The sequence below is a fragment of the Microbulbifer maximicatervae (SeqCode) genome (genome assembly GCF_052467065.1).
The window spans coordinates 1,883,678-1,906,314 of record NZ_CP174299.1 but is presented as its reverse complement, the minus strand read 5'-3'; the positions used below and the strand labels follow the sequence as shown (position 1 = coordinate 1,906,314).

The 22,637-nt window shown below is 45.4% G+C and carries 21 protein-coding genes; 4 read left to right on the top strand and 17 right to left on the bottom strand.

Going from position 1 to position 22,637, the window contains the following annotated elements; genetic code table 11:
* Positions 1 to 54 precede the first annotated feature (54 nt).
* A complete protein-coding gene (locus ACJJI1_RS08475; RefSeq protein ID WP_444959076.1) occupies positions 55 to 1,545 on the top strand; it encodes a C13 family peptidase in 1,491 nt (496 codons plus the stop codon).
* Between the two features lie 88 nt (positions 1,546 to 1,633).
* Positions 1,634 to 2,416, top strand: coding sequence for a TSUP family transporter (locus ACJJI1_RS08470; RefSeq protein WP_444959075.1), 783 nt, complete (start codon positions 1,634 to 1,636; stop codon positions 2,414 to 2,416).
* 84 nt (positions 2,417 to 2,500) lie between these two features.
* Here the strand turns inward: ACJJI1_RS08470 and ACJJI1_RS08465 are convergent, their stop codons facing one another.
* From ACJJI1_RS08465 to ACJJI1_RS08420, 10 genes are all read right to left on the bottom strand, one after another.
* Complete coding sequence (locus ACJJI1_RS08465) at positions 2,501 to 3,727, bottom strand: glycosyltransferase family 2 protein (RefSeq protein ID WP_444959074.1); 1,227 nt, start codon at positions 3,725 to 3,727, stop codon at positions 2,501 to 2,503.
* The gene (locus ACJJI1_RS08460; RefSeq protein ID WP_444959073.1) at positions 3,724 to 4,707 is read right to left on the bottom strand and encodes a glycosyltransferase family A protein; all 984 of its coding nucleotides are present in this window, start codon (positions 4,705 to 4,707) and stop codon (positions 3,724 to 3,726) included. The genes ACJJI1_RS08465 and ACJJI1_RS08460 overlap by 4 nt, the downstream gene beginning before the upstream one ends.
* A gap of 259 nt (positions 4,708 to 4,966) precedes the next feature.
* Positions 4,967 to 6,010 carry a DUF5700 domain-containing putative Zn-dependent protease gene (locus tag ACJJI1_RS08455; protein WP_444959072.1) on the bottom strand — a complete coding sequence of 348 codons (1,044 nt, stop codon included), beginning with the start codon at positions 6,008 to 6,010 and terminating at the stop codon, positions 4,967 to 4,969.
* A 251-nt stretch (positions 6,011 to 6,261) separates the two neighbouring features.
* Complete coding sequence (locus ACJJI1_RS08450) at positions 6,262 to 8,046, bottom strand: DUF885 domain-containing protein (RefSeq protein ID WP_444959071.1); 1,785 nt, start codon at positions 8,044 to 8,046, stop codon at positions 6,262 to 6,264.
* A gap of 205 nt (positions 8,047 to 8,251) precedes the next feature.
* The gene (locus ACJJI1_RS08445; protein WP_413663975.1) at positions 8,252 to 8,989 is read right to left on the bottom strand and encodes a YopT-type cysteine protease domain-containing protein; all 738 of its coding nucleotides are present in this window, start codon (positions 8,987 to 8,989) and stop codon (positions 8,252 to 8,254) included.
* Between the two features lie 616 nt (positions 8,990 to 9,605).
* Positions 9,606 to 10,343, bottom strand: coding sequence for a YopT-type cysteine protease domain-containing protein (locus ACJJI1_RS08440; RefSeq protein ID WP_444959070.1), 738 nt, complete (start codon positions 10,341 to 10,343; stop codon positions 9,606 to 9,608).
* Positions 10,344 to 10,985: 642 nt separating this feature from the next.
* Complete coding sequence (locus tag ACJJI1_RS08435; protein ID WP_444959069.1) at positions 10,986 to 11,993, bottom strand: fumarylacetoacetate hydrolase family protein; 1,008 nt, start codon at positions 11,991 to 11,993, stop codon at positions 10,986 to 10,988.
* Entirely contained in the window at positions 11,990 to 12,550 is a 561-nt protein-coding gene (locus ACJJI1_RS08430; protein ID WP_252084079.1) for a VOC family protein, read from the bottom strand. Before ACJJI1_RS08430 ends, ACJJI1_RS08435 begins: the two co-directional genes overlap by 4 nt.
* Before the next feature lie 14 nt (positions 12,551 to 12,564).
* Complete coding sequence (gene hppD, locus ACJJI1_RS08425; RefSeq protein WP_413663972.1) at positions 12,565 to 13,644, bottom strand: 4-hydroxyphenylpyruvate dioxygenase; 1,080 nt, start codon at positions 13,642 to 13,644, stop codon at positions 12,565 to 12,567.
* 274 nt (positions 13,645 to 13,918) lie between these two features.
* Complete coding sequence (locus ACJJI1_RS08420) at positions 13,919 to 14,170, bottom strand: hypothetical protein (RefSeq protein WP_413663971.1); 252 nt, start codon at positions 14,168 to 14,170, stop codon at positions 13,919 to 13,921.
* A gap of 348 nt (positions 14,171 to 14,518) precedes the next feature.
* Here ACJJI1_RS08420 and ACJJI1_RS08415 point away from each other — a divergent pair, with 348 nt between their 5' ends.
* The gene (locus tag ACJJI1_RS08415) at positions 14,519 to 15,499 is read left to right on the top strand and encodes a calcium/sodium antiporter (protein WP_413663970.1); all 981 of its coding nucleotides are present in this window, start codon (positions 14,519 to 14,521) and stop codon (positions 15,497 to 15,499) included.
* 138 nt (positions 15,500 to 15,637) lie between these two features.
* Positions 15,638 to 16,624, top strand: a complete 987-nt coding sequence (locus ACJJI1_RS08410) for a glycerophosphodiester phosphodiesterase family protein (RefSeq protein WP_444959068.1) — start codon at positions 15,638 to 15,640, stop codon at positions 16,622 to 16,624.
* A 6-nt stretch (positions 16,625 to 16,630) separates the two neighbouring features.
* Here ACJJI1_RS08410 and ACJJI1_RS08405 read toward each other — a convergent pair whose 3' ends face one another.
* From ACJJI1_RS08405 to ACJJI1_RS08375, 7 genes are all read right to left on the bottom strand, one after another.
* Complete coding sequence (locus tag ACJJI1_RS08405) at positions 16,631 to 16,951, bottom strand: chaperone modulator CbpM (RefSeq protein WP_413665909.1); 321 nt, start codon at positions 16,949 to 16,951, stop codon at positions 16,631 to 16,633.
* Positions 16,952 to 16,956: 5 nt separating this feature from the next.
* On the bottom strand, positions 16,957 to 17,928 hold the full coding sequence (locus tag ACJJI1_RS08400; protein WP_444959067.1) for a DnaJ C-terminal domain-containing protein: 972 nt from the start codon (positions 17,926 to 17,928) through the stop codon (positions 16,957 to 16,959).
* Between the two features lie 241 nt (positions 17,929 to 18,169).
* A complete protein-coding gene (locus tag ACJJI1_RS08395) occupies positions 18,170 to 18,538 on the bottom strand; it encodes a hypothetical protein (protein WP_444906718.1) in 369 nt (122 codons plus the stop codon).
* 310 nt (positions 18,539 to 18,848) lie between these two features.
* The gene (locus ACJJI1_RS08390) at positions 18,849 to 19,412 is read right to left on the bottom strand and encodes a TFIIB-type zinc ribbon-containing protein (RefSeq protein WP_444959066.1); all 564 of its coding nucleotides are present in this window, start codon (positions 19,410 to 19,412) and stop codon (positions 18,849 to 18,851) included.
* A gap of 120 nt (positions 19,413 to 19,532) precedes the next feature.
* Positions 19,533 to 21,242, bottom strand: a complete 1,710-nt coding sequence (locus ACJJI1_RS08385) for a flotillin family protein (RefSeq protein WP_444959065.1) — start codon at positions 21,240 to 21,242, stop codon at positions 19,533 to 19,535.
* Positions 21,243 to 21,896, bottom strand: coding sequence for a YqiJ family protein (locus tag ACJJI1_RS08380; RefSeq protein WP_444918720.1), 654 nt, complete (start codon positions 21,894 to 21,896; stop codon positions 21,243 to 21,245). It lies immediately after the preceding gene.
* Positions 21,896 to 22,558 (bottom strand): PspA/IM30 family protein, encoded by a 663-nt coding sequence (locus ACJJI1_RS08375; protein WP_444959064.1) that lies wholly within the window; start codon positions 22,556 to 22,558, stop codon positions 21,896 to 21,898. Before ACJJI1_RS08375 ends, ACJJI1_RS08380 begins: the two co-directional genes overlap by 1 nt.
* Positions 22,559 to 22,637 lie beyond the last annotated feature (79 nt).

Sequence of the window (22,637 nt, the reverse complement as noted above, 5' to 3'; positions counted from 1 at the left end):
TCTGGCATCTTTTTTTGTTAGTCTGATTCCAAAAGCCGGGCGCTGGATCATGGAATGAGATACATCTATTTAACTCCGTTTATTTTCTTACTCAGCGCCTGTGAGCCAACCCAGTTCGCAGGTGGTACCGCCTTGCCAGATGGCTCTGTTTACAAAGGCGAGATGCTTAACGGTCTGTTTCATGGGCAGGGTCAGCTCGAATGGCCCAATGGCAGCCATTATCGTGGCGACTTTCGAGAAGGTCGTATGACAGGTGAAGGTGTGTTAACTGGAAGTGATGGCTGTAGCTACGAAGGGGAGTTCCTAAACGGAGAATTCCATGGCAAAGGCCGCTACAACTGTGATGAAACTGAGTGGGCGGGAGAATTCCGTGAAGGGGAGCTGCAAAGCGGTACTTTAAATTGGGATGAAGATGGGAGCTATCATGGTGAATTTTTAGACTTTGATCCCCACGGCGAAGGCAAACTCACTGCGGAAGATGGCAGCCTTTATCAGGGTGCCTTTGAATACGGATACTTAATACAGGGCAGCTACTCAGATAGCGATGGCTATCTCTATACCGGCAGCTTCGAGTACGGCTCCTATTCCGGCGAAGGTGAACTCACACAGCCCGACGGTACGATCATCCGTGCTACTTTCCGCTATGGAGAAGCAGAAGGAGAAGGCGTACGAATAAGTACGGATGCTGAAGGAAACACTGTCGAGGAGTCTGCCTATTTCTCCGGGGGTACCTATTACCCCAGCGAAGACGCCTGGCGCGCACAGACGGATATTCCCGGTGCCCAAGCAGAAGCCAGGCTCTACAGTGAGAGTGAGCGCTTACAAAGCGCCATAGCCGCCCTCCCCTCACAGCGGCCCGGCGTACGCGATATTTACACCCTACTGATAGGTGGTGACGGTACCTCTCCAGTATTTGCCAGGGAGCTGAACTGGGTGGCAGAGCGCCTCGATGAAGCCTTTAGCATTGACCAACGTATGCTGCTCCTCAGTAACGGCGGCGGATACGGTTTCCCCCTGGCTACCCGCACCAGTATCCAGGAAAGCCTCAATGCTATTGATCAATTAATGGACCCCAAAGAAGATTTACTTCTCATACACCTGGTCAGCCATGGTGCTCGAAATGGAGATTTCAAAATTGCCGAGGGGGAGATTCCCCTAAATGATTTCTCACTGAAAGATGGGCAACGATTGCTGGACAATATTAACGCCCAGTACCAGTGGATCGTTGTTTCAGCCTGCTTTTCCGGTCAATGGGTAGAAGCCCTACATAGCCCCAATCGGGTCATCTTTACTTCGGCCGCTGCGGATCGCAGCTCCTTTGGATGTAGCGATGATTCCGAGCGCACCTGGTTTAGTTCCGCGCTTTACGGTGAAGCCCTCAATCAGGGAGTGAATAATCCTGAGGCATGGTTTGAAGCCGCCAAGTTAAAAGTAACCGAGATGGAACAGGAACAGGGGATTAAAAGAAGCCGCCACTCCCTGCCCCAATATTCAGTGGGAGAGAATTTCCTAATGTGGTGGCATGGAAAAAAATCGATTTATTAATTTTGGAATTCCGGTGCAAACCGACTAAAAAATTATTTTTGGTACTATTCACTATCTACCATAATACCAAGCGAAAGGAGATACCTTCTTGGAGTTCGCTAGCCTCTCTGTAGAGTTATTGTTTATATTGTTTTTCGTCGCTGTTATTGCGGGCCTACTTGATACACTAGCAGGTGGGGGCGGCCTGATAACTGTACCGGCCCTTATTCTTAGTGGCGTCCCGCCACTAGCTGCCTTGGGCACCAATAAATTACAAGGCAGTATTGGTACTGCAACTGCTACCTACATGATGCTTAAAAACAACAAGATCAGTTGGGATGGAATTAAAAATCTAATGCTATTTGCCTTTATTGGCGCAGCCATGGGCACAATAGCAGTACAGTTCATTAATACTGATGTTTTGTCATTTATTATCCCTGCTGTTCTTTTATTTATCGCTATTTATTTTATAGTTTCTCCATCCCTTACTCATAGTAGTACTAAACCCAAGATCTCAAGAAAGAAATACCAATATGGCGTAATCCCATTTATTGGTTACTATGATGGTATGTTTGGCCCCGGAACTGGATCATTTTTTGCCTTATCAGGCGTTGCCTGTAGAGGACAGAATTTACTAACCTCCACGGCCAATGCAAAACCTCTCAATTTTTCCACTAATATCGCATCTTTAATCGTATTCTTATTTGCCGGTCAAATTTTATGGGTTGCGGGAATCTTAATGATGATTGGACAAGTTATAGGTGCCTGGCTGGGATCTCATTTTCTATTTAAAATTAACCCTGGTTATTTACGGGGAATGGTAGTTCTTATGTGTGGTGGAATGTTAATAAAATATATCCACTCTATGGGATGGATAGATTATATCTTCTGAAGGGTATGGAGGTGGCTGGAACTCAGAAAGATCAGATTAAACATTGAGACTTTGGATTGTTTTATGGAGCATCTAAAAAGATCTTTAATGAACTTCTTTTTTAAGCTCCATCAACTCCTTCTTGATCTCGGTGATTTGATTCGATAGCTTGCTCTCAAAATCCTCATTGATTATCGACATATACTGCTCAAACCGGCTCTGTTTTATTAGATATTCTAATCTCTCTAGCAATTCATCATTGGAAACTCTTCTCCTGGCTCGTTTCCTGGTAAAGTTTATCAGTGACTTTACCCAGTCAGGCAGTCGATAATAAGTATTTTGAAAACCTCTGCTCATGGAGTATCTAAAACCATTTTGTCGTATATAGCTAGATAGCTTTGATGGTAGCAACCTATAAAATAGATTTAAATATTTATCCATCTTATTGCAGTCAGAATACCACTCTTTCACCAAACTCTGCTTATCTCTGTCCAACTTCAGATTGCCCAAAGCTTCATTAAATTCTCTTTCTGTATATTTTTCGACTAATTTTGATTTGGTTAATAGAGAAATTACTTTTTTATCACCATAAAGCGGTCGTAATTCTATCAAATACAGCAACCAACATCCCAGAAGATCATTCTTATAATCCGCATCTCTAGCATTTTTTGTTAAGTAGTCAAATACAAAGTGGTATTGATTCACCAATCGCTGAACCATTAGATCACTTTTCTTTTCATCTATGTTGACTAAACTATACGACCCAATATCTGGCAAAACTAATATTGATTTAGCCTTGACGGTTGTTATCCAATGTAGAGAGTGACCATTAACGCAGGAACCCAAAATAAATTCGGATAGTTTATTTCCACAAACAAAGTCCCTGCGATAAAACCTCCTGACATTTATAGAATTTATTTTTAAAACAAACCTGGATTTATCACCAATGGATTCTGAGAATTTTTGTAGGGGTTTATTATGGCTAAAAAATACTACATCTGGATTCTCACTATTGACTATATCCTGTAATTTAGGAATCAATGTAGGGTACCAACAATCTCCCTCATCGATAAATCCAACATACTCTCCTAAAGTATTTTCTACTCCAAATTCAAAAATTAGCTGGTCATCAATCTGTGAAGTACTCGGAATATGAATACTTCGAATTCTGGGCATTGAACCTGTAAAGCTATTAATCCGGCTTCGCTCATCATTTTCGCAAAAATGAAGAACAAGTATCTCTATGTCCTTGTACTGCTGTCGAATAATACTCTGCAGACAGGTATTGAGATAGACACCGCTAGACTTTGAAATAACGACAATCGAAATCATGCGCATACCACTGAAGTTCGGTAATCTAATACAGAATTAGCAGTATCTGGATCTTTGTCAAAGAGCATTCTCAAATCCGCATTACTCAATGATAGAAAAGATCTTGTAAACTGAGATTGAAAGCTCCCCCTATACTCTTCGTCAAGATTACGCCAGCACCAGTTAAACAATGCTAACTTGCTTTTGACATACAAGTGGTAAAATCTATCTCTAAGATTAATATTCTTATTAAAGAAGTCTTCAACCTCATCAAAAACCTGTAATACAGATGTACGCCGTGCATCTGAAATATTTGACAGCCTATTTCCTGTGGAATCTACATTATGAATACAAAAAGGGGATTCAAATAATGCAATATATTTAGCATTTGTGAGCAAATTCCAATGTGCTAACACATCATTATGTACAGGCGTTTGTGAAAATCTAAGGGAAACCCTTTTTGCATAACTGGTTTTAATCAATCTATTCCAAGGAAAGGGTGTTAAACATAGAATGCTATCATGATCAAAAGTGGAAAAAGTCCTGTTACCAAAGGTTCTAAGCGCTCTGTAGAAAATAAAATTGTCATCACCTGCCATACCGAGATTAATAGTGCTTCCCGGAAATCTACACTGATAGGCCATCAACAAAACATCACTGTTAACTTTTGTAGCAATTGAAACAGCTCGATCCAACATATTTGGGAGGATTAGATCATCGGCATCAAAAAATAAAGTCAGCGGTTCAGCTATTTGATCGAGAGCACTATTCCTACAATAGCCTGCCCCATTGTTACCATCGTTTAAAATAATTTTATATGGGATTCTATTTTTCTGAAGAAAATCAGCGGCCAACCCGACCGTGGTATCTGAGGAATTATCGTCAGATAAGTAAATTTTTACATCAGTCGTATTATTATGAACAATAGAGTTCAACGTATTAACAATATTATTGTTTTCATTGTATGTTGGTATCACCACCCCAACTTTACTGTTAGGCATACAAATTCTCTTTATAATTCTCTCAAAGCAGCAGAATTAAATGTAAACACAATAAGTAAATTAATTTGAATATAATCAAGTCTGATAAAGGCTGTACCACTTAAAGTAGACAGCTATACACCTTTTTTCAAACTTATTAATCGATAATTTGCTTAAGCTAGATGCTTTCGGGAAGATCAGGGTATGTAACAAGAGAATTAGACGCCTACTCAAGGCGCCTAGAATTTCCAGAACCAACTCTTAGAGTTTTGATTAGGTGCTATATGGCAAGAATAATATCTTCAATCGGTTTATCGAACTTTATTAAATCTTTATTTTCCTCATCTTTATAAAGCTTGATATAAGCTTTAAACATAGCTGAAGGTGATTCCTGTAAAAGTGAAATCAGGTAATCCCTGCCCTTTAACTCTTCGACTCTATTGCCGATATAGAAACCTACAAAATACAGCGGGCTATCCCATACTGCAGAAAAACCCAAATGATAGATTTTGTCAAAGTCTAAACTTGAGTCAATGCATGCACGAAAAAGCATTGTTTCAAATAAAACAAAGTTACTATCTATTCGCTGTAAATTTCTTTTAAATTTTTTCTTAAACCATTCTGTGTACTCTTTTCCGTCTGTAACATTTAATGGAGAACCCACAATAGAGGCTATACCCTCCAGACGGGTTTGATTTAAGATTTTCTCACAATTAGAGTCTGGATTTTTTCCCTTTCCATAAAAATTGGACTGAGCAACATGATATAACTCATGCGTTGAAAGTGTCAGTAAACCTTCATAATCTCCTTTAAAATACTGCAGCGCAATATAAAAGTTATCATCTTGGGCCCAACCGTCAGAAGTTCCCCCGACTACCATAAAAATATTGGTATCAAAGGAAATATCTTTAGGAGAATAATCACCAATTCCCCTCTTTACACTATTTAAATATTGCTGAGGATTGCGCTTTATTATCTTGAGAATATCTTCGACTTCGGACAATCGTTCATTTAACTGTTGAAATCTAAAGGGATCATTTTTAACTGGATTACCTTCAACAACATCGATCAAACTAGACCGAAATGACTCAGCACTGGCCTTATTGTCAAATCTTGAGGTTTGATGGATCGTTGCTTGTATACCCTGTAAACTCATCAGCTTATCTAATTGATTATCAGATACTTTGTCTCCAGATAAAATATCAACTAATCTATCAGCACTCTCAAAATCAATTGTTATTTTATCTGTTACTTTCGCTGAGGAAAAAGCCATAACGCTTATCAGAGACAAGCCTAAAAAAATCACCCACTTAAAGATATTCATTTTACCTCTCATAAAAATGTAAAAGGAAAGAATAACCAGGTATTCAATCTTAAAAAATACATATTGTGTGATTATTAGACCTTTATTGCCTACACAACCTCCACTCCAAATATGAGACAAAAATATTGCAGTTTGTGCCACTAAAGGAGCTTGTATTTTCAGCTATCTAAAAGAAAGTTTTGCTTACGACAGAGGACATATTGAAAAGGTTGAATCCCACCCACAGGTAGTGAATGGGATTCAGGGTAGGCTTAGGCAGACTTCTGTTCTTCAATAAAGCGCTGCATCTGTTCTTCCAGCATCGAAAGAGGCAAAGCACCATTACTTAGCAGTGCATCGTGAAACGATCGCAAATCAAATTTATCGCCAAGCTCTTTTTCCGCAATAGCTCGCAGCTGTCGAATTTTAATTTCCCCCATCTTGTAAGATAGCGCCTGCCCCGGCCAGGATATATAGCGATCTACTTCTGCACGTACATTAGCCGGAGAGAGGGATGTATTATTGGAAAGAAAGTTTAATGCCTGCTGTCGTGACCACCCCTGAGAATGAATACCAGTATCAATCACAAGGCGTGCGGCACGCCACATTTCATAGCTGAGGCGTCCAAAGTGCTCGTAGGGAGTGGTGTACAGTCCCATCTCTTTACCCAGCCTCTCAGAATAAAGGGCCCAACCTTCTCCATAAGCGCTCAGGTAAAGGTTGCGACGAAAGTCCGGTACATTCTCAAGCTCCTGCGAGAGAGCATTTTGTAAATGATGGCCCGGTACAGCTTCATGCAAGGTAAGAGCAGGTAGCTCATACAAGGGACGCTGGTCCAGCCCGTGAGTATTCAACCAGTAGGCACCACCGCGAGTACCGCCAATGGCGGCTGGATTATAGGAGGCCGTAGTGTAGTTAGGTGCTATTTCACTGGGAACTGGTACCACGCCATAGGGAGTACGCGGCAGTAAGTTAAAGAACTCCGGCAATACATAGTCAATACGCTTGGATATATAGGCCGTTTCCTTGAGCAGCTGTTCCGGTGTTTTGGCATAAAACTGCGGGTCTGTGCGCAGGAATTGGGTGAATTCTGTAAAGCCGCCCTTAAAGCCTGACGCCTTGATCAGGGCTTTCATTTCCGCACGGATTCTCTTCACTTCAGCAAGGCCCGTGCGATGAATCTCCGCAGGGTCCAGATCCAGGGTCACGTAGTAGCGGATGTTGTGGCGATAGTAGTCGCTACCACCAGGCATCTGTTCAGCACCCAAAGTCTTTGTGGCCGCCTTTAGGTAGTCGCCCTCAAGGAAATCCGCTACCCGTCCAAATGCGGGAATAGCTACTTGCTTAATCACAGCTAAGCCCTGCTCTCGCAGACGCTTCTGCTCATCGGGCGCGATGGTTTTCGGCATCTCAGCAAAAGGCTTATACAAGCTGCTTTTACTGGGATCTTTATATACTTGAGCGCGAACAGTTGGCGCTATACCTTCTACAACGATTTTGGGCAACACAAAGCCAGAGCGAATACCTTCGCGCATATTGGCAATGTTCTCATCGAAGTAGCGACCAAATTCACCGATACGGGCAATATAGTCCTCGTAGTCGGCGGTATCCCTCATCGCCAAACCACTATTTGCCTCAAGTGCACTTGCGTAAAAACTTGAGAAGGTGTTTAGAGGAATTCGGTCGAGAAACAGTTCCTCTTCCTCAACTGAGCTGGCAAGAACCCAAGAGAGAAGCTCACTATTGACGCGGTCTGAAGCACTTAACTTACTCTGGTCGATAGCCTCAAGGCGCCGGATAAAGGCCTGCTCAGCCTCTATACGACGTTGACGATCCTCTGCAGTTACCCCGGGCAGTTCTCGATTGTAATCGGAAACGCCAACTCGCCCGGCAGTAATCGGGTCTTCTCTCAGCGTGTATTGCCAGTGATCCTTAAGAACACTTTGAAGCTCTTCTGTAGCAGTTGCTGCCCAGGCTGAGGGCATCAATAGGCTAGTGGCAATAAGCGGTCCTGTTAAGGACTTGAGGTAGTAGGTAAGTGATCTCTTGAATTTCACCCTTGGCTCCGTAGTGCTGTTGGTATCTAAAAAGAACAACAGAGCTTGCTCTTTTAGTTACCCTACAGAGTAGGCGTGGCAAGCTTGTACCAGCACTATACACGAAGGATGGATAATAGTGACTCAGCGGAATAGACATACCGCCACAAGCGGGGTGGAGGAGTATAATTTCCTCCACCAAGCGGTCAATCAGTTGGCTGGCAACTTAGGTGGCATGTGCATAACAGCGCACGTCATAGCTCCCACTCAGACCAATGGCATACATAGATGTATTCCAGAAAGAGTTTACAAACCAGTTGCGGAATGCGTTCTTGGTTGGGAACCAAAATTCTCCAAAATTTGGGTCGAAAAACAACACATCTTCCGCAACCCAGGCTGCCATGGCGTGGGCACCCACCTTACCTGAAATACCGATTTTCTTGTAAGAGCCAGCGCTTCTCGTCGGCTCCCTAATAATTTCATCGGCAAGCGCTGCAGAGTTGCGCATAGTAGTTTGCCCACGATCTAAACGAGGGCCTGTGACCACGTGAATTTGGCGCTGACCATTTGGCCCAGCGATACCCACACCGCCATTATTCTGAAGAGGCAGAATATTGTGAGATTGCAGCCACGTCTCTGAGACCTGATCCTGGTTTGGTGCATTTCCACCAATCTGGTGCAAGGTCATCACATGAAAAAGATGTTGCTCACTCAATGTATTATTGGGGAATAGCCAATTCCAAAGGCTTCCATCCTCTGCGTGAAATTTAATCCAGTGGGCACTCAGGGATTCACAGACTCCGCCAGCAGTATCCTGGTGTATGGTGATCTGTGCCTTCACCGGATCCAAACATTGACTGAAATTATATTGAAGTGTGCCACCGTGCTGGGCCACAGATCGCTGAACAGGACCAACCCTTGTCCCGGTAAGTGCAAGTACTGTTTTATCAAACCAAATCGGCATGTCCATCTCCCCTGTATTCACAATGTAGAAACACTTATTCAGCGATTAGTTAACTGCTTCTGAGAAGTGCTTTCCGGTATATGCATTAGATTGAAACAGAAAAATTACAGAGCAGATAGGTGTCCGTTTTTTTTTAAAATCGACTCTGGCACTCTTTTCTCAGGCCATAGATAGCAGTTCGAAATAGATTGAGGCGAAAATATTTATTTGACTCTGGCACTATTTTTTATGAGTAAGAATATCATGGCTATTTACGATTAATTCCATGTTAGAACAGACCCAGCTACGCTTGCCAGTCAGATTACACAGGTCCTTTAATTCGACTCTGGTACTATTTTGGGTGCAAAAAAATTGACCTATGACATGGAAACTATCTAAATGGAAATATTTTTTTGTAGTTGGCGACAATTGGTTTTATCTTTCTAGAGATAGAGCTTATTACCTCCAGATAATTACGACTTGAAAATGAGTCAATGATAAGAAGTGAAATAGGTAGAAGTGATAAAAATTAAAAAAGGCAGCCGGGTGAACCCGGCTGCCGAGCGCCCATGGGGGAAGGGCTAAGAGGAAAAAATTGGTAGTGGATTGCTAACCACTAAAAATAGCTACTGCCAATTTATGTGCGGCGAGCGTAAGAGCGAACTTCATAGCCACCGCTTAGCCCTACTGAATACATAGAGTTATGCCAAAATGATTGGGTAAACCAATTAAAGAATGAATTTCTGGATTCGAACCAGAATTCACCAAAGTTGGGGTCAAAAAAAGTAATGTCCTGCGCAACCCAGGCAGCCATTGCATGACCTGCAAAAGTGCCATCAAGGCCTATCTTCTTATAGCATCCAGCACCACCCGTATGATCCAAAATAATCTCCCTGGCCAAAGCATTGGGAGAGAAAACGCCACTCTGGCCTTGCGCTCTACGGGGATTGTGAATACCCCGGATAGTATTTCCTCCCCGGCCATTCGGAAAAGCTCCACCAAATACATTTTGACTGGTAGGGAAGATATTTTGTGTGCTCAGCCAGGCTTCTGTAGTTCTGTCCTGGTTATTCTGTGTGCCCGCCTGTTGCAGGGTCATTACGTGAAATAAGTGTTGCTCATCCAGTACACCCGCTGGCATTAACCAATCCCACAAGCTCCCTCCATCAGAGTGATGCTTGATCCAAAAGGCGGAAAGCGCTTCACAAACACCGCCAGAAGTATCTTCGTGAATAGTGATTTGTGCTTTTACCGGATCCTTACACTGGCTGAAGTTGTATGTCAGTTGACCCCGATGATTGGCTACAGATTGTTGTACGGGGTTTACGCGTGTTCCAGTTACAGCGAGAACGGTTTTATCGACCCAAATAGGCATATTCGATCCCTCATTTTATGAGATAAAAACGCTGCACAAATCCTTTTTTAAAAACTGAAAATTTGTAGCGCCTGTGAATTGGGCGGGCATTGAACCAGAAAAGTTCCAGGGCCAACAGAGTATAAAAGCGCTTTTTAAATCGACTCTGGCACTATTTTTTTATCTAGCGTTAACCTTGCATGAATCCTACTTTGTTGAAATCTACTAGCCAAAAATAATCTGGCAACAAGCAATATTTAGCCGTTTCTAACTGCGAAGACAAAATAGAGATAAGAAGTTATTTTTACTTATAAATATTTATCATTCTTAATCTCAAATAGGACGCATAGCAATTTATAGAAAGTATACTTTTACAAAACTCATCAGTTTAAAAAAGTGGCTTGTAACAACAAACTGCTAGAGTAGGTGTGCAAGTAAAAAGCTATGCATTAAATTGCATAGAAAACTAAACAACAACGCCTGTGCCAGTCTCTTTGCCAGCACACTTTTAGCCACTCAATACAGCACTACTAAGTTGGTTGTGAAAAATTTAGGCAGGAATGATTCAACAGCAAAGTGGTAGGTAAGATGCCTCGACCAAAATCTGTCCCTAGGTCGCTAACTCCAGGGGATAAAATTCGGTCGAGGTTTGGCTAAGCGGTGTTAAACCTGCTCTACAGTCTGCTCAATACGTCCAAAGATAGATTGCCCTTGATCATCGAGCATCTCGATGGAAATGGTATTTCCAAAGTCCATAAATGGCGTGCTTGCAGAGCCATTCTGGATGGTCTCAATCATGCGAATCTCGGCAATACAGCTGTAACCAACACCGCCTTCTGCTACAGGCTTACCGGGGCCGCCATCCAACTTATTGGACACCGTTCCAGAGCCAATAATGGTGCCTGCGCAAAGTGGACGAGTTCTGGCCGCGTGGGCGACCAGTTGCCCGAAGTGGAAGGTCATATCCACACCGGCATTGGGCTCGCCAAACTTCTCACCATTCAGATGGGAAACCAGTGGCAGATGCAATTTACCCTCGCTCCAGTTTTCACCCAGCTGTTCAGGGGTTACGCAAACAGGGGAGAAAGCACTAGAGGGTTTGGACTGGTAGAAACCAAATCCTTTGGCCAGTTCCGCAGGTATCAATCCGCGCAGGGATACATCATTGACCAACATTACCAACTTGATATGTGACAGCGCATCCTCAGCGGACACCCCCATAGGAACATCGTCGGTGATCACGGCAATTTCTGCCTCGAAGTCGATGCCAAAGCCATTGCTTTGCGGCATCTTTACCGGCTCGCGTGGATCCAGGAATGTATCGGAACCACCTTGATACATGAGCGGATCGCTGTAGAAGCTCTCCGGCACCTCGGCACCGCGGGCTTTGCGCACCAGCTCAACATGATTCACGTAAGCACTACCGTCGGCCCAGTGATATGCGCGCGGTAAAGGCGAAGCACACAGAGTTTGGTCAAAGGTTTCCCCTTGAATCTCGCCACTTTGCAGGCGTTCGTGTAGCTTCTCCAACTCGCTGCTGACTGATGCCCAATTGTCCAACGCACTCTGCATGGTGGGGGCAATATCGCCAGCTTGCACCATACGGGTAAGATCGTCGCTAACAACAACCAATTGGCCATCGCGGCCGGATTTAAGGCTGGCTAACTTCACTGTGCCTCCCCTTCAGTTTTTTCCACAAATTCTTCTTCCCCATGCATCCAGGCGGCGTGCCTTGGGGCTTTTTTAGTACGCGACCACTCTTCCAACATATCCTCAGCAACCCGCTTCAGCTCTTTGTGCATACCGGGCTTGGCGGTATTGGCGGCCAGCTCGATACGATGGCCGTTGGGGTCGAAGAAGTAGATCGACTGGAAGATAGTGTGATTGGTAGGGCCGAGTACGTCGACCCCGGCCGCTTCCAGTCGTGCTTTGGTCTCAAGCATTTCTTCCATGGACTCCACTTCGAAAGCGATATGCTGCACCCATTTGGGTGTGTTCTCATCGCGCCCCATCTCCGGGGAGTTGGGGATTTCGAAGAAGGCAAGCACATTCCCCATACCCGCATCCATAAAGACGTGCATGTAAGGGTCCGGCTCACCGGTTGAGGGTACCTCGTTTTCGGCAATGGCCAGCTGGAAGTCCATGCCGAGAAGATCGCGGTAGAATTCCACTGTCTCCTTGGCGTCCCTACAGCGATACGCCACGTGGTGAATGCGCTTAATGCCCATTGAAGCCTCCGTTATTATTCCTTTTCTTTAATGACGCCACGCTTGAGCTGGTCGCGCTCAATGGATTCGAACAGGGCCTTAAAGTTACCCTCACCAAACCCTTCATCTTCCTTGCGCTGGATAAACTCAAAGAATACCGGGCCGAGCATATTAGCGGAGAAAATCTGTAGCAGCAGGCGTGGTTGGCCGCCCTCAGTGGTGCCATCCAGCAGGATGCCACGGCTCTGGAATTCTTCAGTAGGTTCACCGTGCCCAGGCAGGCGCTCTTCCAGCATTTCGTAGTAGGTGTCCGGCGGCGGAGTCATAAACTCCATGCCGCGCTCTTTCAGGCGATCCCAACAGGCAATTAAGTCATCACAAGCAAAAGCGATATGCTGGATACCTTCGCCGTTGTACTTCATCAGGAACTCTTCGATCTGGCCGCCACCACCAGCTGCTTCTTCGTTCAGCGGAATACGGATCTTGCCATCCGGTGCAGTCATCGCCTTGGACAGCAGGCCGGTGTATTCGCCTTTGATATCGAAGTAACGAATCTCGCGGAAGTTGAACAGGTCTTCGTAATACTTGGCCCAGTAATCCATACGGCCGCGATACACGTTGTGGGTAAGGTGATCCAGAGTGTGGAAACCACAACCTTCAGGGCGACGCTCTACGCCTTCTTCCCAGATAAAGTCGATATCGTAGATGGACTCACCATCTTCGTAGCGATCAATCATGTATAGGGTCGCACCGCCAATACCTTTGATTGCCGGCAGGTGCAGTTCCATCGGGCCGGTATTCACATGAACAGGCTGTGCACCTTTACGCAGGGCCTCTTCGTAGGCGAACTTGGCATCTTTTACGCGGAAGGCAAGGCCACAAGCGGAGGGACCGTGCTCCTGGGCGTAGTAATAGGCGTGGCTGTCGGGCTCGTAGTTAGTGATGAAGTTGATATCACCTTGGCGCCACAACTCCACTGCTTTGGAGCGGTGACGGGCGATTTTCTCAAAGCCCATGGCGGTAAAAACGGTTTCAAGGATGCCTTTTTCCGGCGCTGTAAACTCTACGAATTCGAAGCCGTTAAGTCCCATCGGGTTTTCAAATAAGTCGGCCATGCGGTCCTCCATTTCTTATCATCGCAGCACTTCAAAGCGGGGCTGCGGATTGTGGATTTAAAGCGCAAACGAAGTTAGTTGCAGATGTAACTAATGTCAAGGAACTCTGGATCAGCTAAAAAATGAGTACTAGAAGAGTGCTTTTAGTCACCAGCCTCCAAAGCTGGCGCCTGGGAGAATAACCAGCTGGCAACGGGTCCTTGGACAGGATCGGGAGAGTAATCGGGAGCCGGGTGCGACACAGTGGTTGCGCCACACCCGTGCACAGCCGACCTTATTTACGCGTGCATTTACCGGTATCGGTACGACACATATGATCCTTGTGAAACTTGCCGGTCATCTGGTCGCACTGGGATTTGCTCACATCTCCAGCACAGGCATTTTCGGCATGCTGGCAGCAACCGGTTTCAGCGGTGCCCATTCCTTTATTGCCGTCCATCCCTTCATCTTTCTTGCGCTGTTCGCAGGCAGACAGGGTCAAAACCATCGCCGCGGCCAGTATCCCAATTGAAGCTTTGAGTCTCATAAAGGCCTCCTAAATACCCGGCTTAGCGGCCGGTGACATGGATATCGCGGAATCTGCCGCGCATTGCTTTGTGCGACCCGCGTAGATTTACCCGACATCTCCACCAGCTCAGGGATTTTGCGATTAGGCGCGCCATCCCATTATCACCCTGCAGATTTACCGGGCCATGCATTGACTGTAGCCCACACTGGCAGCGAAACCATCTGACTGACGGGACATTTACGTTAATTTGCTCCTGACAGCCCATCCAAATAACTGAATACCTTTTTGTATTTGTCAGAGCCGGTACAATCGGCCCCCGTTTGTCGGGTAAAAACCCCGCCTGAATGTATTTATTGAGGACCCCCTATGCTTCTCGCCGCTGCTGCCATCATTGCTGGCTTTATTGTGCTGGTCTGGAGTGCCGATCGTTTTGTGGATGGAGCTGCCGCCACTGCTAAACATTGCGGCATGCCCACACTGTTAATAGGCATGGTGATTGTCGGCTTCGGTACTTCCGCTCCGGAGATGGTGGTCTCAGCCATTGCCGCCTTGAATGGCAACCCCGGCCTCGCCCTGGGTAATGCCTACGGTTCCAATATTGCCAATACCGGTTTGATTCTCGGTTTCAGTGCCCTGCTGATCCCACTATCGGTACACTCAAAGATTGTGCGTAAAGAGCTGCCACTGCTGCTGGCAATCACCCTGCTCAGTGGTGCCTTCCTGTGGAATGACCGCTTGGAGCGCTGGGAGGGTATTGTTCTGTTATTCGGTTTCTTCGCCTTGATCGGCTGGAGTATCTTTTCTGCCATGCGCAATAAAGGTGACCAGCTTGAGGGAGAAGTAGAAACTGAGCTGGAAGACAACCCTATGCCACTCGGAACTGCCATATTTTGGTTGGTAGCGGGGCTGGTACTATTGATTGTCAGCTCCCGAATCCTCGTATGGGGAGCAGTAACCATTGCCGAATCTTTGGGGGTCAGTGATCTGGTGATAGGCCTGACTATTGTTGCCCTGGGAACCTCACTGCCGGAACTGGCCGCAACTTTAGTGGCCGCACGAAAAGGTGAGCACGATATCGCCATCGGTAACGTTGTCGGCTCCAATATGTTCAACCTGCTGGCGGTGGTTGGCATTGCCGGCACCATTGCTCCCATGAACAACGTACCCCACGAGGTGCTGTCCCGAGACTGGCCGATGGTTCTGGGCCTCACAATTGCCCTGTTTATTTTTGCCTACGGCTTCAAAGGCCAGGGCCGAATCAATCGCTGGGAAGGCTCCGCGCTGCTAATGGCTTACCTCGTATATACCGGCTACCTGGTAGGAACCATCACCAAAGCCGCACTCTGATAATATTCGGGGTGGTGCCTCACCACCCTATAGTTACTGCCTGAATTCACCATAATTCGCCACCTCTGCGCCCATTTCTCTTCCCAAAAACTGACTAATATCTGCAACACCTACCAAGGAAAAGTGCAGAGCAGCTTGATGAAGAGAAGCACCATTGGCAAAACCGTAGCGCTAACAGCCCTATTTGGACTCGGTGCAATTTACCTACTCAATGCCTCTTGGCTGGCGACAGCCCAGCAAGGGGAACCGATCCTGATTGCCCATCGCGGCGTCTACCAAACTTACAACCGGGATAATTTGACCCGTGACGAATGCACCGCAGTCCGTATCTATACCCCGGAACACCGCTATCTGGAAAACACTATTCCCTCTATGGAAGCTGCCTTTTCTCATGGCGCGGACATTATCGAAATCGATGTCCATCCCACCACTGATGGCGACTTCGCGGTATTTCACGACTGGACCATAGACTGCCGCACGGATGGAACAGGTGTCACCCGGGAACAGTCCATAAAGGACTTAAAGAAGCTGGATATTGGTTACGGCTATACCTTTGATGGCGGCAAGACATTTCCCTTTCGTGGCCAGGGGGTGGGTTTACTTCCCACTTTAAAAGAGGTCTTGCTGTACTTTCCCGGCAAGCAGTTTCTGATCAATATTAAGAGTAATGATCTAACAGAAGCAGAACGATTGGATAACTATCTTCGGCAACACCAATTGCCTATTAATTCCCGGCTCATGGTCTACGGTGGCGATCGCCCAATTAAAAGGATACGGCAGTTGCGGCCAAATGCATTGGCCTTCAGCAAGACAAGCGCCAAACAATGTGCTTTGCAATATGCACTGTTCGGTTGGAGTGGCTACTTTCCCGAGTCTTGCCGGAACAGTATTGTTGTTGCACCCAATACTTGGCGATGGGCTTTGTGGGGCTGGCCCAATCGCTACTCTGAACGAGTGGCCAAAGCCAATAGCTTGGTGATGGCAGTGGACCATAAAAATGGCAAGCGGGGCTTGCCCGGTATTTACACACTGGAAGAGCTCAGTTTTCTACCCGAAGGATATAGCGGAGCTATTTGGATTGAGAAGATCGAGCTGATTGGCCCATATCTAAAATCAAGACAATAGATAACCTTAGCGTTTTCGACCTTTCTCCAGCCGTGCCAGATGCGCCTGAAGACGCTCTATTTCTTCCAGCAGCTCTATCGCTAATGCAGCGCCGGCAAGATTTACCCCCAGATCTCGCTCCAGGCTGTAAACCCGGCGCACACGGCGCACACAAATTCCGCTAAAGCGCCACTGCACTTCCCTGCTACGCGGCTCAATAATTCCCTCCTCAACCAAGGCAATAATGCGCTCCGCCGGTACACCACAAGCCCGACACAGTTCACTCAAAGTTAACTCACTCTCTTCATCCAGGAGAACACCGCTAAGCTGCTCAACCTTTTTAGGCATCACAATTATCCTCCCATGGACTGGCGGGGATTGAAGTTGAATGCGTCGCCAAACTGACGGTATGCCTCGCGTTCATTATCAGTAGTGGCTGGCGGCGTAACAGTTTGCATCACTATATACATATCCCCCGGCTGCTTTGCCGGGATACCGCGGCCCTTGAGGCGCAGTTTTTTACCATTGGTGCTGTTTGCTGGAATGGTCACTTTAATGGGACCATCGGGAGTGGGTACCTGAACCTTGGCTCCAAGCGTTATCTCCCAGGGAGCCAAAGGCAAATCCAGGTAAACCGTTTTACCTTCTGTATGGAAAAGGGTATGAGAGTTGAAAGCAATTTCCAGGTAGAGATCACCAGGCTTACCTTCTCCAATGCCAGGCTCACCCTGTCCAGCCAAGCGAATCTGTTGCCCTTCAGTGATCCCCTTGGGAATTTTTATATTAAGAGTGCGCTCACGCAGTTGCGGTCGCCCATCTGCACCCAATACCGAGTGCTTTAAGGTTACTTGGCGTGTACCGCCACGATAACTATCTTCGAGATCTACTGTGATGCGGGCATAGGTATTTTCACCCTGGGCACTGTAAGAGCGGCGCTGCCCTTGCCCATAAGCCTGACGAAACCCGCCGCGGCCAAACAAGCTTTCAAAGAAGTCACTAAAAGCTTCAGGATCAGCTTCGGTATATCCACCACCGTGAAACTCAAAACCCTGGTCCCAATTGGGGGGTGGTCGGAAATCCTGGCCAGACTGAAAACCACTGCCGAGCTGATCGTAAGCAGCTCGCTTCTCTGGGTCCTTCAATACTTCATAGGCCTCATTTACTTCCTTAAAGTGTTCTTCGGCGCCCTCCTCTTTGCTGACATCCGGATGATATTTACGTGCTAATTTTCGATAGGCACGCTTAATCTGTGCCTGATCCGCACTCCGATCCAGGCCGAGTATTTTGTAATAGTCCTTGTATTCCATGGCTTTAATAAAAGCCAAAGATGGTCCATTTTGCCATGCATAATTTAATTAACTAGCAGAAGAATATGTCAGTGATGAGTAAATCTGCCAACCTAATTTAAGAGTCATTAGGATGCGGAACAAACAGCATTAGGGTGAAGACACTGAGGATAATTATTAAACTTCAATATGGCGCATTTATACTTTAAGTCCAGCAGGCATACCGCAATACATATATTATATTTGACGCCGAATTAAATTCGGCGCCAAATACCACAGGTTAATGACCTGTTTCATACCACATATCAGCACTCACATACTCAATACTGCCATCAACATAGTGAATATATGCTTGGCCTTGATTTGTTGAATAGGCTCTTACTGTCACACTGCATGAGAGGCCTGAACTACAACCTTTTATCCAATTTATTCGATCAATAGACTTGGTTATATTCGTAATAGTCCATTTACCAGAGGTGGAATTTCCAAAACTAAAGTCTATCCCCGTGCAGCTAGAGGTGCCATTGCCAAAAACTTGACCTCCAGACTTTACATTGAGCTGACACACAAGATTAGCAGATAGCGCAGGCAACGAAATAGATGCACCCACTAATAGTAAACTTGCCAGTAATAATTTTTTGATATCCATATACCTAACCTTAAATTTAAATGTCTCTATTATTTTTTTAAGTAAACAACGAAATTGAGGTTATCATTGAACAGTTGCGCTTCCTATACGACTCCAAAAATACGCCATAAAAATAAGCTAACCAGTTATCAAATCAAGACAATTAAATTCCATTAATTCAAAAAAACAATGTAACCAAATTAAATCTGTAATTTTTCCGGATATGATCGATTGAAAATAAATCTGTTTTTACATGAGAGTACAATGGAGCTAATATTTCAGGGAAGCCACGTTAGTCAGCCTCCCTGGAACAGGACATATTGATTAGGCGTTAACGTTCAGCAGAGTAAGGATCTTCCGCATTTAAATAGGCCAAAACATCTGCTTTCTGTTCGGTTGAATTAAGCCACTTGCGAACTTCTTTAGCTTTATCATATAAGTCATCGCCAAATTTACTCCGATACATTTCAGAAAAAGTCTCTTGGGCCTTGTTCTCCCTGATCTTTTTCTGCCATTCATGAGTAACTAAAAAGTTAAGTGAGCCAGCAAGTCCTTCAGCTTTTAGTAAATCCCACTCGCCTTTATCTAACCAAACTCCACCGACAACAGTGCTGTAATCAATACGGTGCTCACTACTAGCAATAATTTTTATCTTTTGCATTATGGAGCCAGACACCGGGCACAAGATAGCTCGTTTAGTATCTTCGGCGACCACATCATTCAGATTACTAATATCTTCTGGAAATTTGTATTCAGGATTTTGTCTTTTCCAGCTTAAGTAATCTTCAATAAGAATCCAGTTACCCTCACAGGAAGAACAAGTATATCCACGAAATAACTCTTCGATAAATCCTGGTTTAAGAACGCCATCTTTACAGCTGGTACAGCGCTTCATATTTTTTACCTTAATAAAAAATAACCCGGATCTACCTATTTAGATCCGGGCTATAAGAATTATTTATTTCCAAAATAATAGTGAGTTTTGTACTATATAATTTAAAAAATGTACGTTGCTCTAACTATCAATCTCAGTGGTCTTATTCAGGTCACCAACTCCAGCTTCTTTTAAGAGCGAATCTACCAGCGGCGCCATAGCCCGATGTTTTAGAGCGCTACCCACCAGGGCCTCAGGCAAGCTTTGGCCCTTGGATTCAGTGTCGCCATCTAAAATGCCGCTGCTTGCCCGGCCATCAACACCATTTAGACCTTCAACCGAGATAATTTTCATACCCTCAATACTCTCCATTGGCTTAACGCTTTCTCGGATAATATTGGGCAGATTTTCGTGCAAGCTGAGCACCTTCTTAAGTGCGATCTGGGCTTCATTGAGGCTGTTATAGGCTTCATTCATCAGACGCTGACCTTCGGCATCCACCGCATATTTCTCACGATCAGCCTCAACCTTAATGCGAATTGCTTCAGCTTCCGCAGCAGCTTGTAAACGTAATGCTTCAGCCTTATCTTCTGCTGCTGACTTCTCTGCATCCGCCATTACTTTAATGCCCGTCGCCTGGCGCTCTGCTACTTTTTGCGCCTCAATAATTTCAATGCGCTTATCACGCTCGGCAACTTCAACATCCTTGGCAGTACGGACTTGTTCTTCGGCTTTTACGGCTTCAGCCCGGGCCACGTTTGCCTGTTGGTCAGCAAGGGATTGCTCTTTGGATTTCTCCGCAACGGCAATGGCGCGTTCCTGTTCAGCAATTTCTACCGACTTCTCTTTGGAAATACGCTGTTCATCAAGGATCCGATCTCCCTCGATTTCCTGCTCTTTCAAACGGCGCTCTTTTTCAATCTCCAGCAACTTGGTCGCCTGTTCAGCAGCGATCTGGGATTGGCTCACTTCGCGCTGGGCTTCAATTTCAGCCTTGCGTGCGGCGCGCTCCTGCTCAGCCTGCTCGCGAGCCATATCCGCTTTCTGTGCAGCTTCGCGATTTTCCAGCTCTCGCTGCTGCTCCAGATATGCGTAGCGTTTCTCTTTATCGATCTCCAATTTCTGGCGTTCAGCTTCGAGATTTTTCTTCTCGATCTGCACCATAGTTTCCTGCTCAACGTCATTGACCTCTTTACGACGCGCTTCAATAGAGCGGGTCATACTGGCAAGGCCCTCAGCATCAAACACATTATCCTGATTGAAGAACTCTTTATGAGTTTGATCCAAACCAGTCAGGGATACAGCCTCAAGTTCCAATCCATTTTTCAATAGATCCTCGGAAACTACTTGCTGAACTTTCTGCACAAACTGGCTGCGCTGCTCATGCAATTCAGCCATTTCCATTTCAGCTGCCACCGAACGCAACGCATCAACAAACTTACCTTCGATCATTTCTTTTAAAGCTTCGGGGTCTAAAGTGCGCAGCCCCAAAGTCTGTGCGGCATTGGCTATCGCATCTACATCCGGCTTTACCCGCAGATAAAACTCAGCAAGTACATCAACACGCATACGATCCTTAGTGATCAGCGCTTGTTGCTCTTTACGGGAAACCGCCAGGCGCAAAGTATTCATGTTTACAGGAATAATTTCATGTAGAACTGGTAATACCAATGCGCCTCCATTCATTATGACTTTTTGACCACCCATACCGGTACGCACAAATGAGCGCTCTTTTGAGGCTCTCGTATACAGGCGCGCAAAAATAGTTCCAATAACAATTAAGGCCACTAGTACAGCCCCGGCAATAAATACCATAACCGGTAGGTTTCCTATCACTTCTAGACTCTCCATTTAGTTATTCTCCATAAGATGTATACTGCTGGGGCGAGTTACTCGAAAATGTGCTCCCAGCTCTTCAACCAGTAACACCTTATCCCCCTGATTAAATGTTTCACTTTCATCCGGTTCCACCATCACATAATGTGTAGTTCCGTATTCATCACTAAAACGCGCTTCTGCTGGTGAACCGATTTCTGCTTTACCGATCGTAATAATCGCTACGCGGCCAATAAAGGAATTTCTCTCAACGGCCTCGGATTCATCACCCACAGCAAAGCGCCGCATAATGTTGCCAACAAAACGTACTTGAGGTAGCGCAAGAAAAAAGACTGCCACAGCAAGTAAACCACCCGGCAATAAATATCCAACAAGAGACTCTATGAGCATTTGGGCTACTAGGCCGGTCACTCCAAAGCTAACCAGAAAAGTTACTAACAGTATAAGTGCAGGAACTTCACCGAAACGCAACCACCCAAGCAGCTTAGTCATCCCCCCAGACAACCCTGTATCTGGCACGTCAACATCAAAATCTGGTAATAAATTATCCAGTAAATCTGAAATACCAACACCAATCAATGTCATGACGCCTTCAAGAAGCGCTATCATAAACATTAAAATCAGCGCACCGGTAAAGATCAGGTTTTGGTCTTGCAATAAAAATATCATCAGCCCCCCGATTTAATCTTGGCTAAACGTTCTTTCACACGATTATTTCGCGCGAACTCCTCAAGTTCTGCTAATTTGCTGGAATCTATCCCAGAGTTAAATGTCGATATAGCTGTATTACCTACTGCTCGATTAAATACATCGGTAGCTTGTTCTACCTGGGCTTTTGGCTTTCTATCCCTGCCATATTCATCCGCAGTAACTCTACTATCTACCTTTTTATTGATTGCAATAAATTCTTGTAATTGTTCACGCATTTCACGTTTCTTACCTTGCAGGGCAAGAATATAGGAACCTAGTTCCTTTATTTCTATCTCATTTTCATTGATCGCTTTTTCTAAGATTGGACGTTGCGCCTCAATATCCATTTGTTTGGCAATGGCGACTTCAGCCAAATCATCACGACCTTCATTTATAGCAATATCAATTTGTTCAGCTAAACGCTTATGACGAGCATTTTCATCGCTTAACGCTCTACTATTTAGATACTTGGATGCCTCAACTTTCCCTAGCTGATCTCGCACATCTGCAATTGCATCATCCACCTCCCGAATTGCCTGCTCCATCACTGACTCTGGTGCAGTGGCTTCAACCGAGTCCACGACGGCATTGGCGGACACAGAGATTAAACGTGATATGCGCTTTATAAACCCTTCACTCATAACTTATCTCCTGCTCCCAAATACAAGAATCCACCTTATCATTAGCTACAAATTTCAAGTGATGTCGAAACAGTATCCA

Excerpts from the sequence above, each read along its gene's own strand:
- ACJJI1_RS08475 (WP_444959076.1), top strand. The coding sequence starts at position 55 with ATGAGATACATCTATTTAACTCCGTTTATTTTCTTACTCAGCGCCTGT.
- ACJJI1_RS08465 (WP_444959074.1), bottom strand. The coding sequence starts at position 3,727 with ATGATTTCGATTGTCGTTATTTCAAAGTCTAGCGGTGTCTATCTCAAT.
- ACJJI1_RS08460 (WP_444959073.1), bottom strand. The coding sequence starts at position 4,707 with ATGCCTAACAGTAAAGTTGGGGTGGTGATACCAACATACAATGAAAAC.
- ACJJI1_RS08455 (WP_444959072.1), bottom strand. The coding sequence starts at position 6,010 with ATGAATATCTTTAAGTGGGTGATTTTTTTAGGCTTGTCTCTGATAAGC.
- ACJJI1_RS08445 (WP_413663975.1), bottom strand. The coding sequence starts at position 8,989 with ATGCCGATTTGGTTTGATAAAACAGTACTTGCACTTACCGGGACAAGG.
- ACJJI1_RS08440 (WP_444959070.1), bottom strand. The coding sequence starts at position 10,343 with ATGCCTATTTGGGTCGATAAAACCGTTCTCGCTGTAACTGGAACACGC.
- ACJJI1_RS08430 (WP_252084079.1), bottom strand. The coding sequence starts at position 12,550 with ATGGGCATTAAGCGCATTCACCACGTGGCGTATCGCTGTAGGGACGCC.
- hppD (WP_413663972.1), bottom strand. The coding sequence starts at position 13,644 with ATGGCCGACTTATTTGAAAACCCGATGGGACTTAACGGCTTCGAATTC.
- ACJJI1_RS08420 (WP_413663971.1), bottom strand. The coding sequence starts at position 14,170 with ATGAGACTCAAAGCTTCAATTGGGATACTGGCCGCGGCGATGGTTTTG.
- ACJJI1_RS08415 (WP_413663970.1), top strand. The coding sequence starts at position 14,519 with ATGCTTCTCGCCGCTGCTGCCATCATTGCTGGCTTTATTGTGCTGGTC.
- ACJJI1_RS08410 (WP_444959068.1), top strand. The coding sequence starts at position 15,638 with ATGAAGAGAAGCACCATTGGCAAAACCGTAGCGCTAACAGCCCTATTT.
- ACJJI1_RS08405 (WP_413665909.1), bottom strand. The coding sequence starts at position 16,951 with ATGCCTAAAAAGGTTGAGCAGCTTAGCGGTGTTCTCCTGGATGAAGAG.
- ACJJI1_RS08395 (WP_444906718.1), bottom strand. The coding sequence starts at position 18,538 with ATGGATATCAAAAAATTATTACTGGCAAGTTTACTATTAGTGGGTGCA.
- ACJJI1_RS08390 (WP_444959066.1), bottom strand. The coding sequence starts at position 19,412 with ATGAAGCGCTGTACCAGCTGTAAAGATGGCGTTCTTAAACCAGGATTT.
- ACJJI1_RS08385 (WP_444959065.1), bottom strand. The coding sequence starts at position 21,242 with ATGGAGAGTCTAGAAGTGATAGGAAACCTACCGGTTATGGTATTTATT.
- ACJJI1_RS08380 (WP_444918720.1), bottom strand. The coding sequence starts at position 21,896 with ATGATATTTTTATTGCAAGACCAAAACCTGATCTTTACCGGTGCGCTG.
- ACJJI1_RS08375 (WP_444959064.1), bottom strand. The coding sequence starts at position 22,558 with ATGAGTGAAGGGTTTATAAAGCGCATATCACGTTTAATCTCTGTGTCC.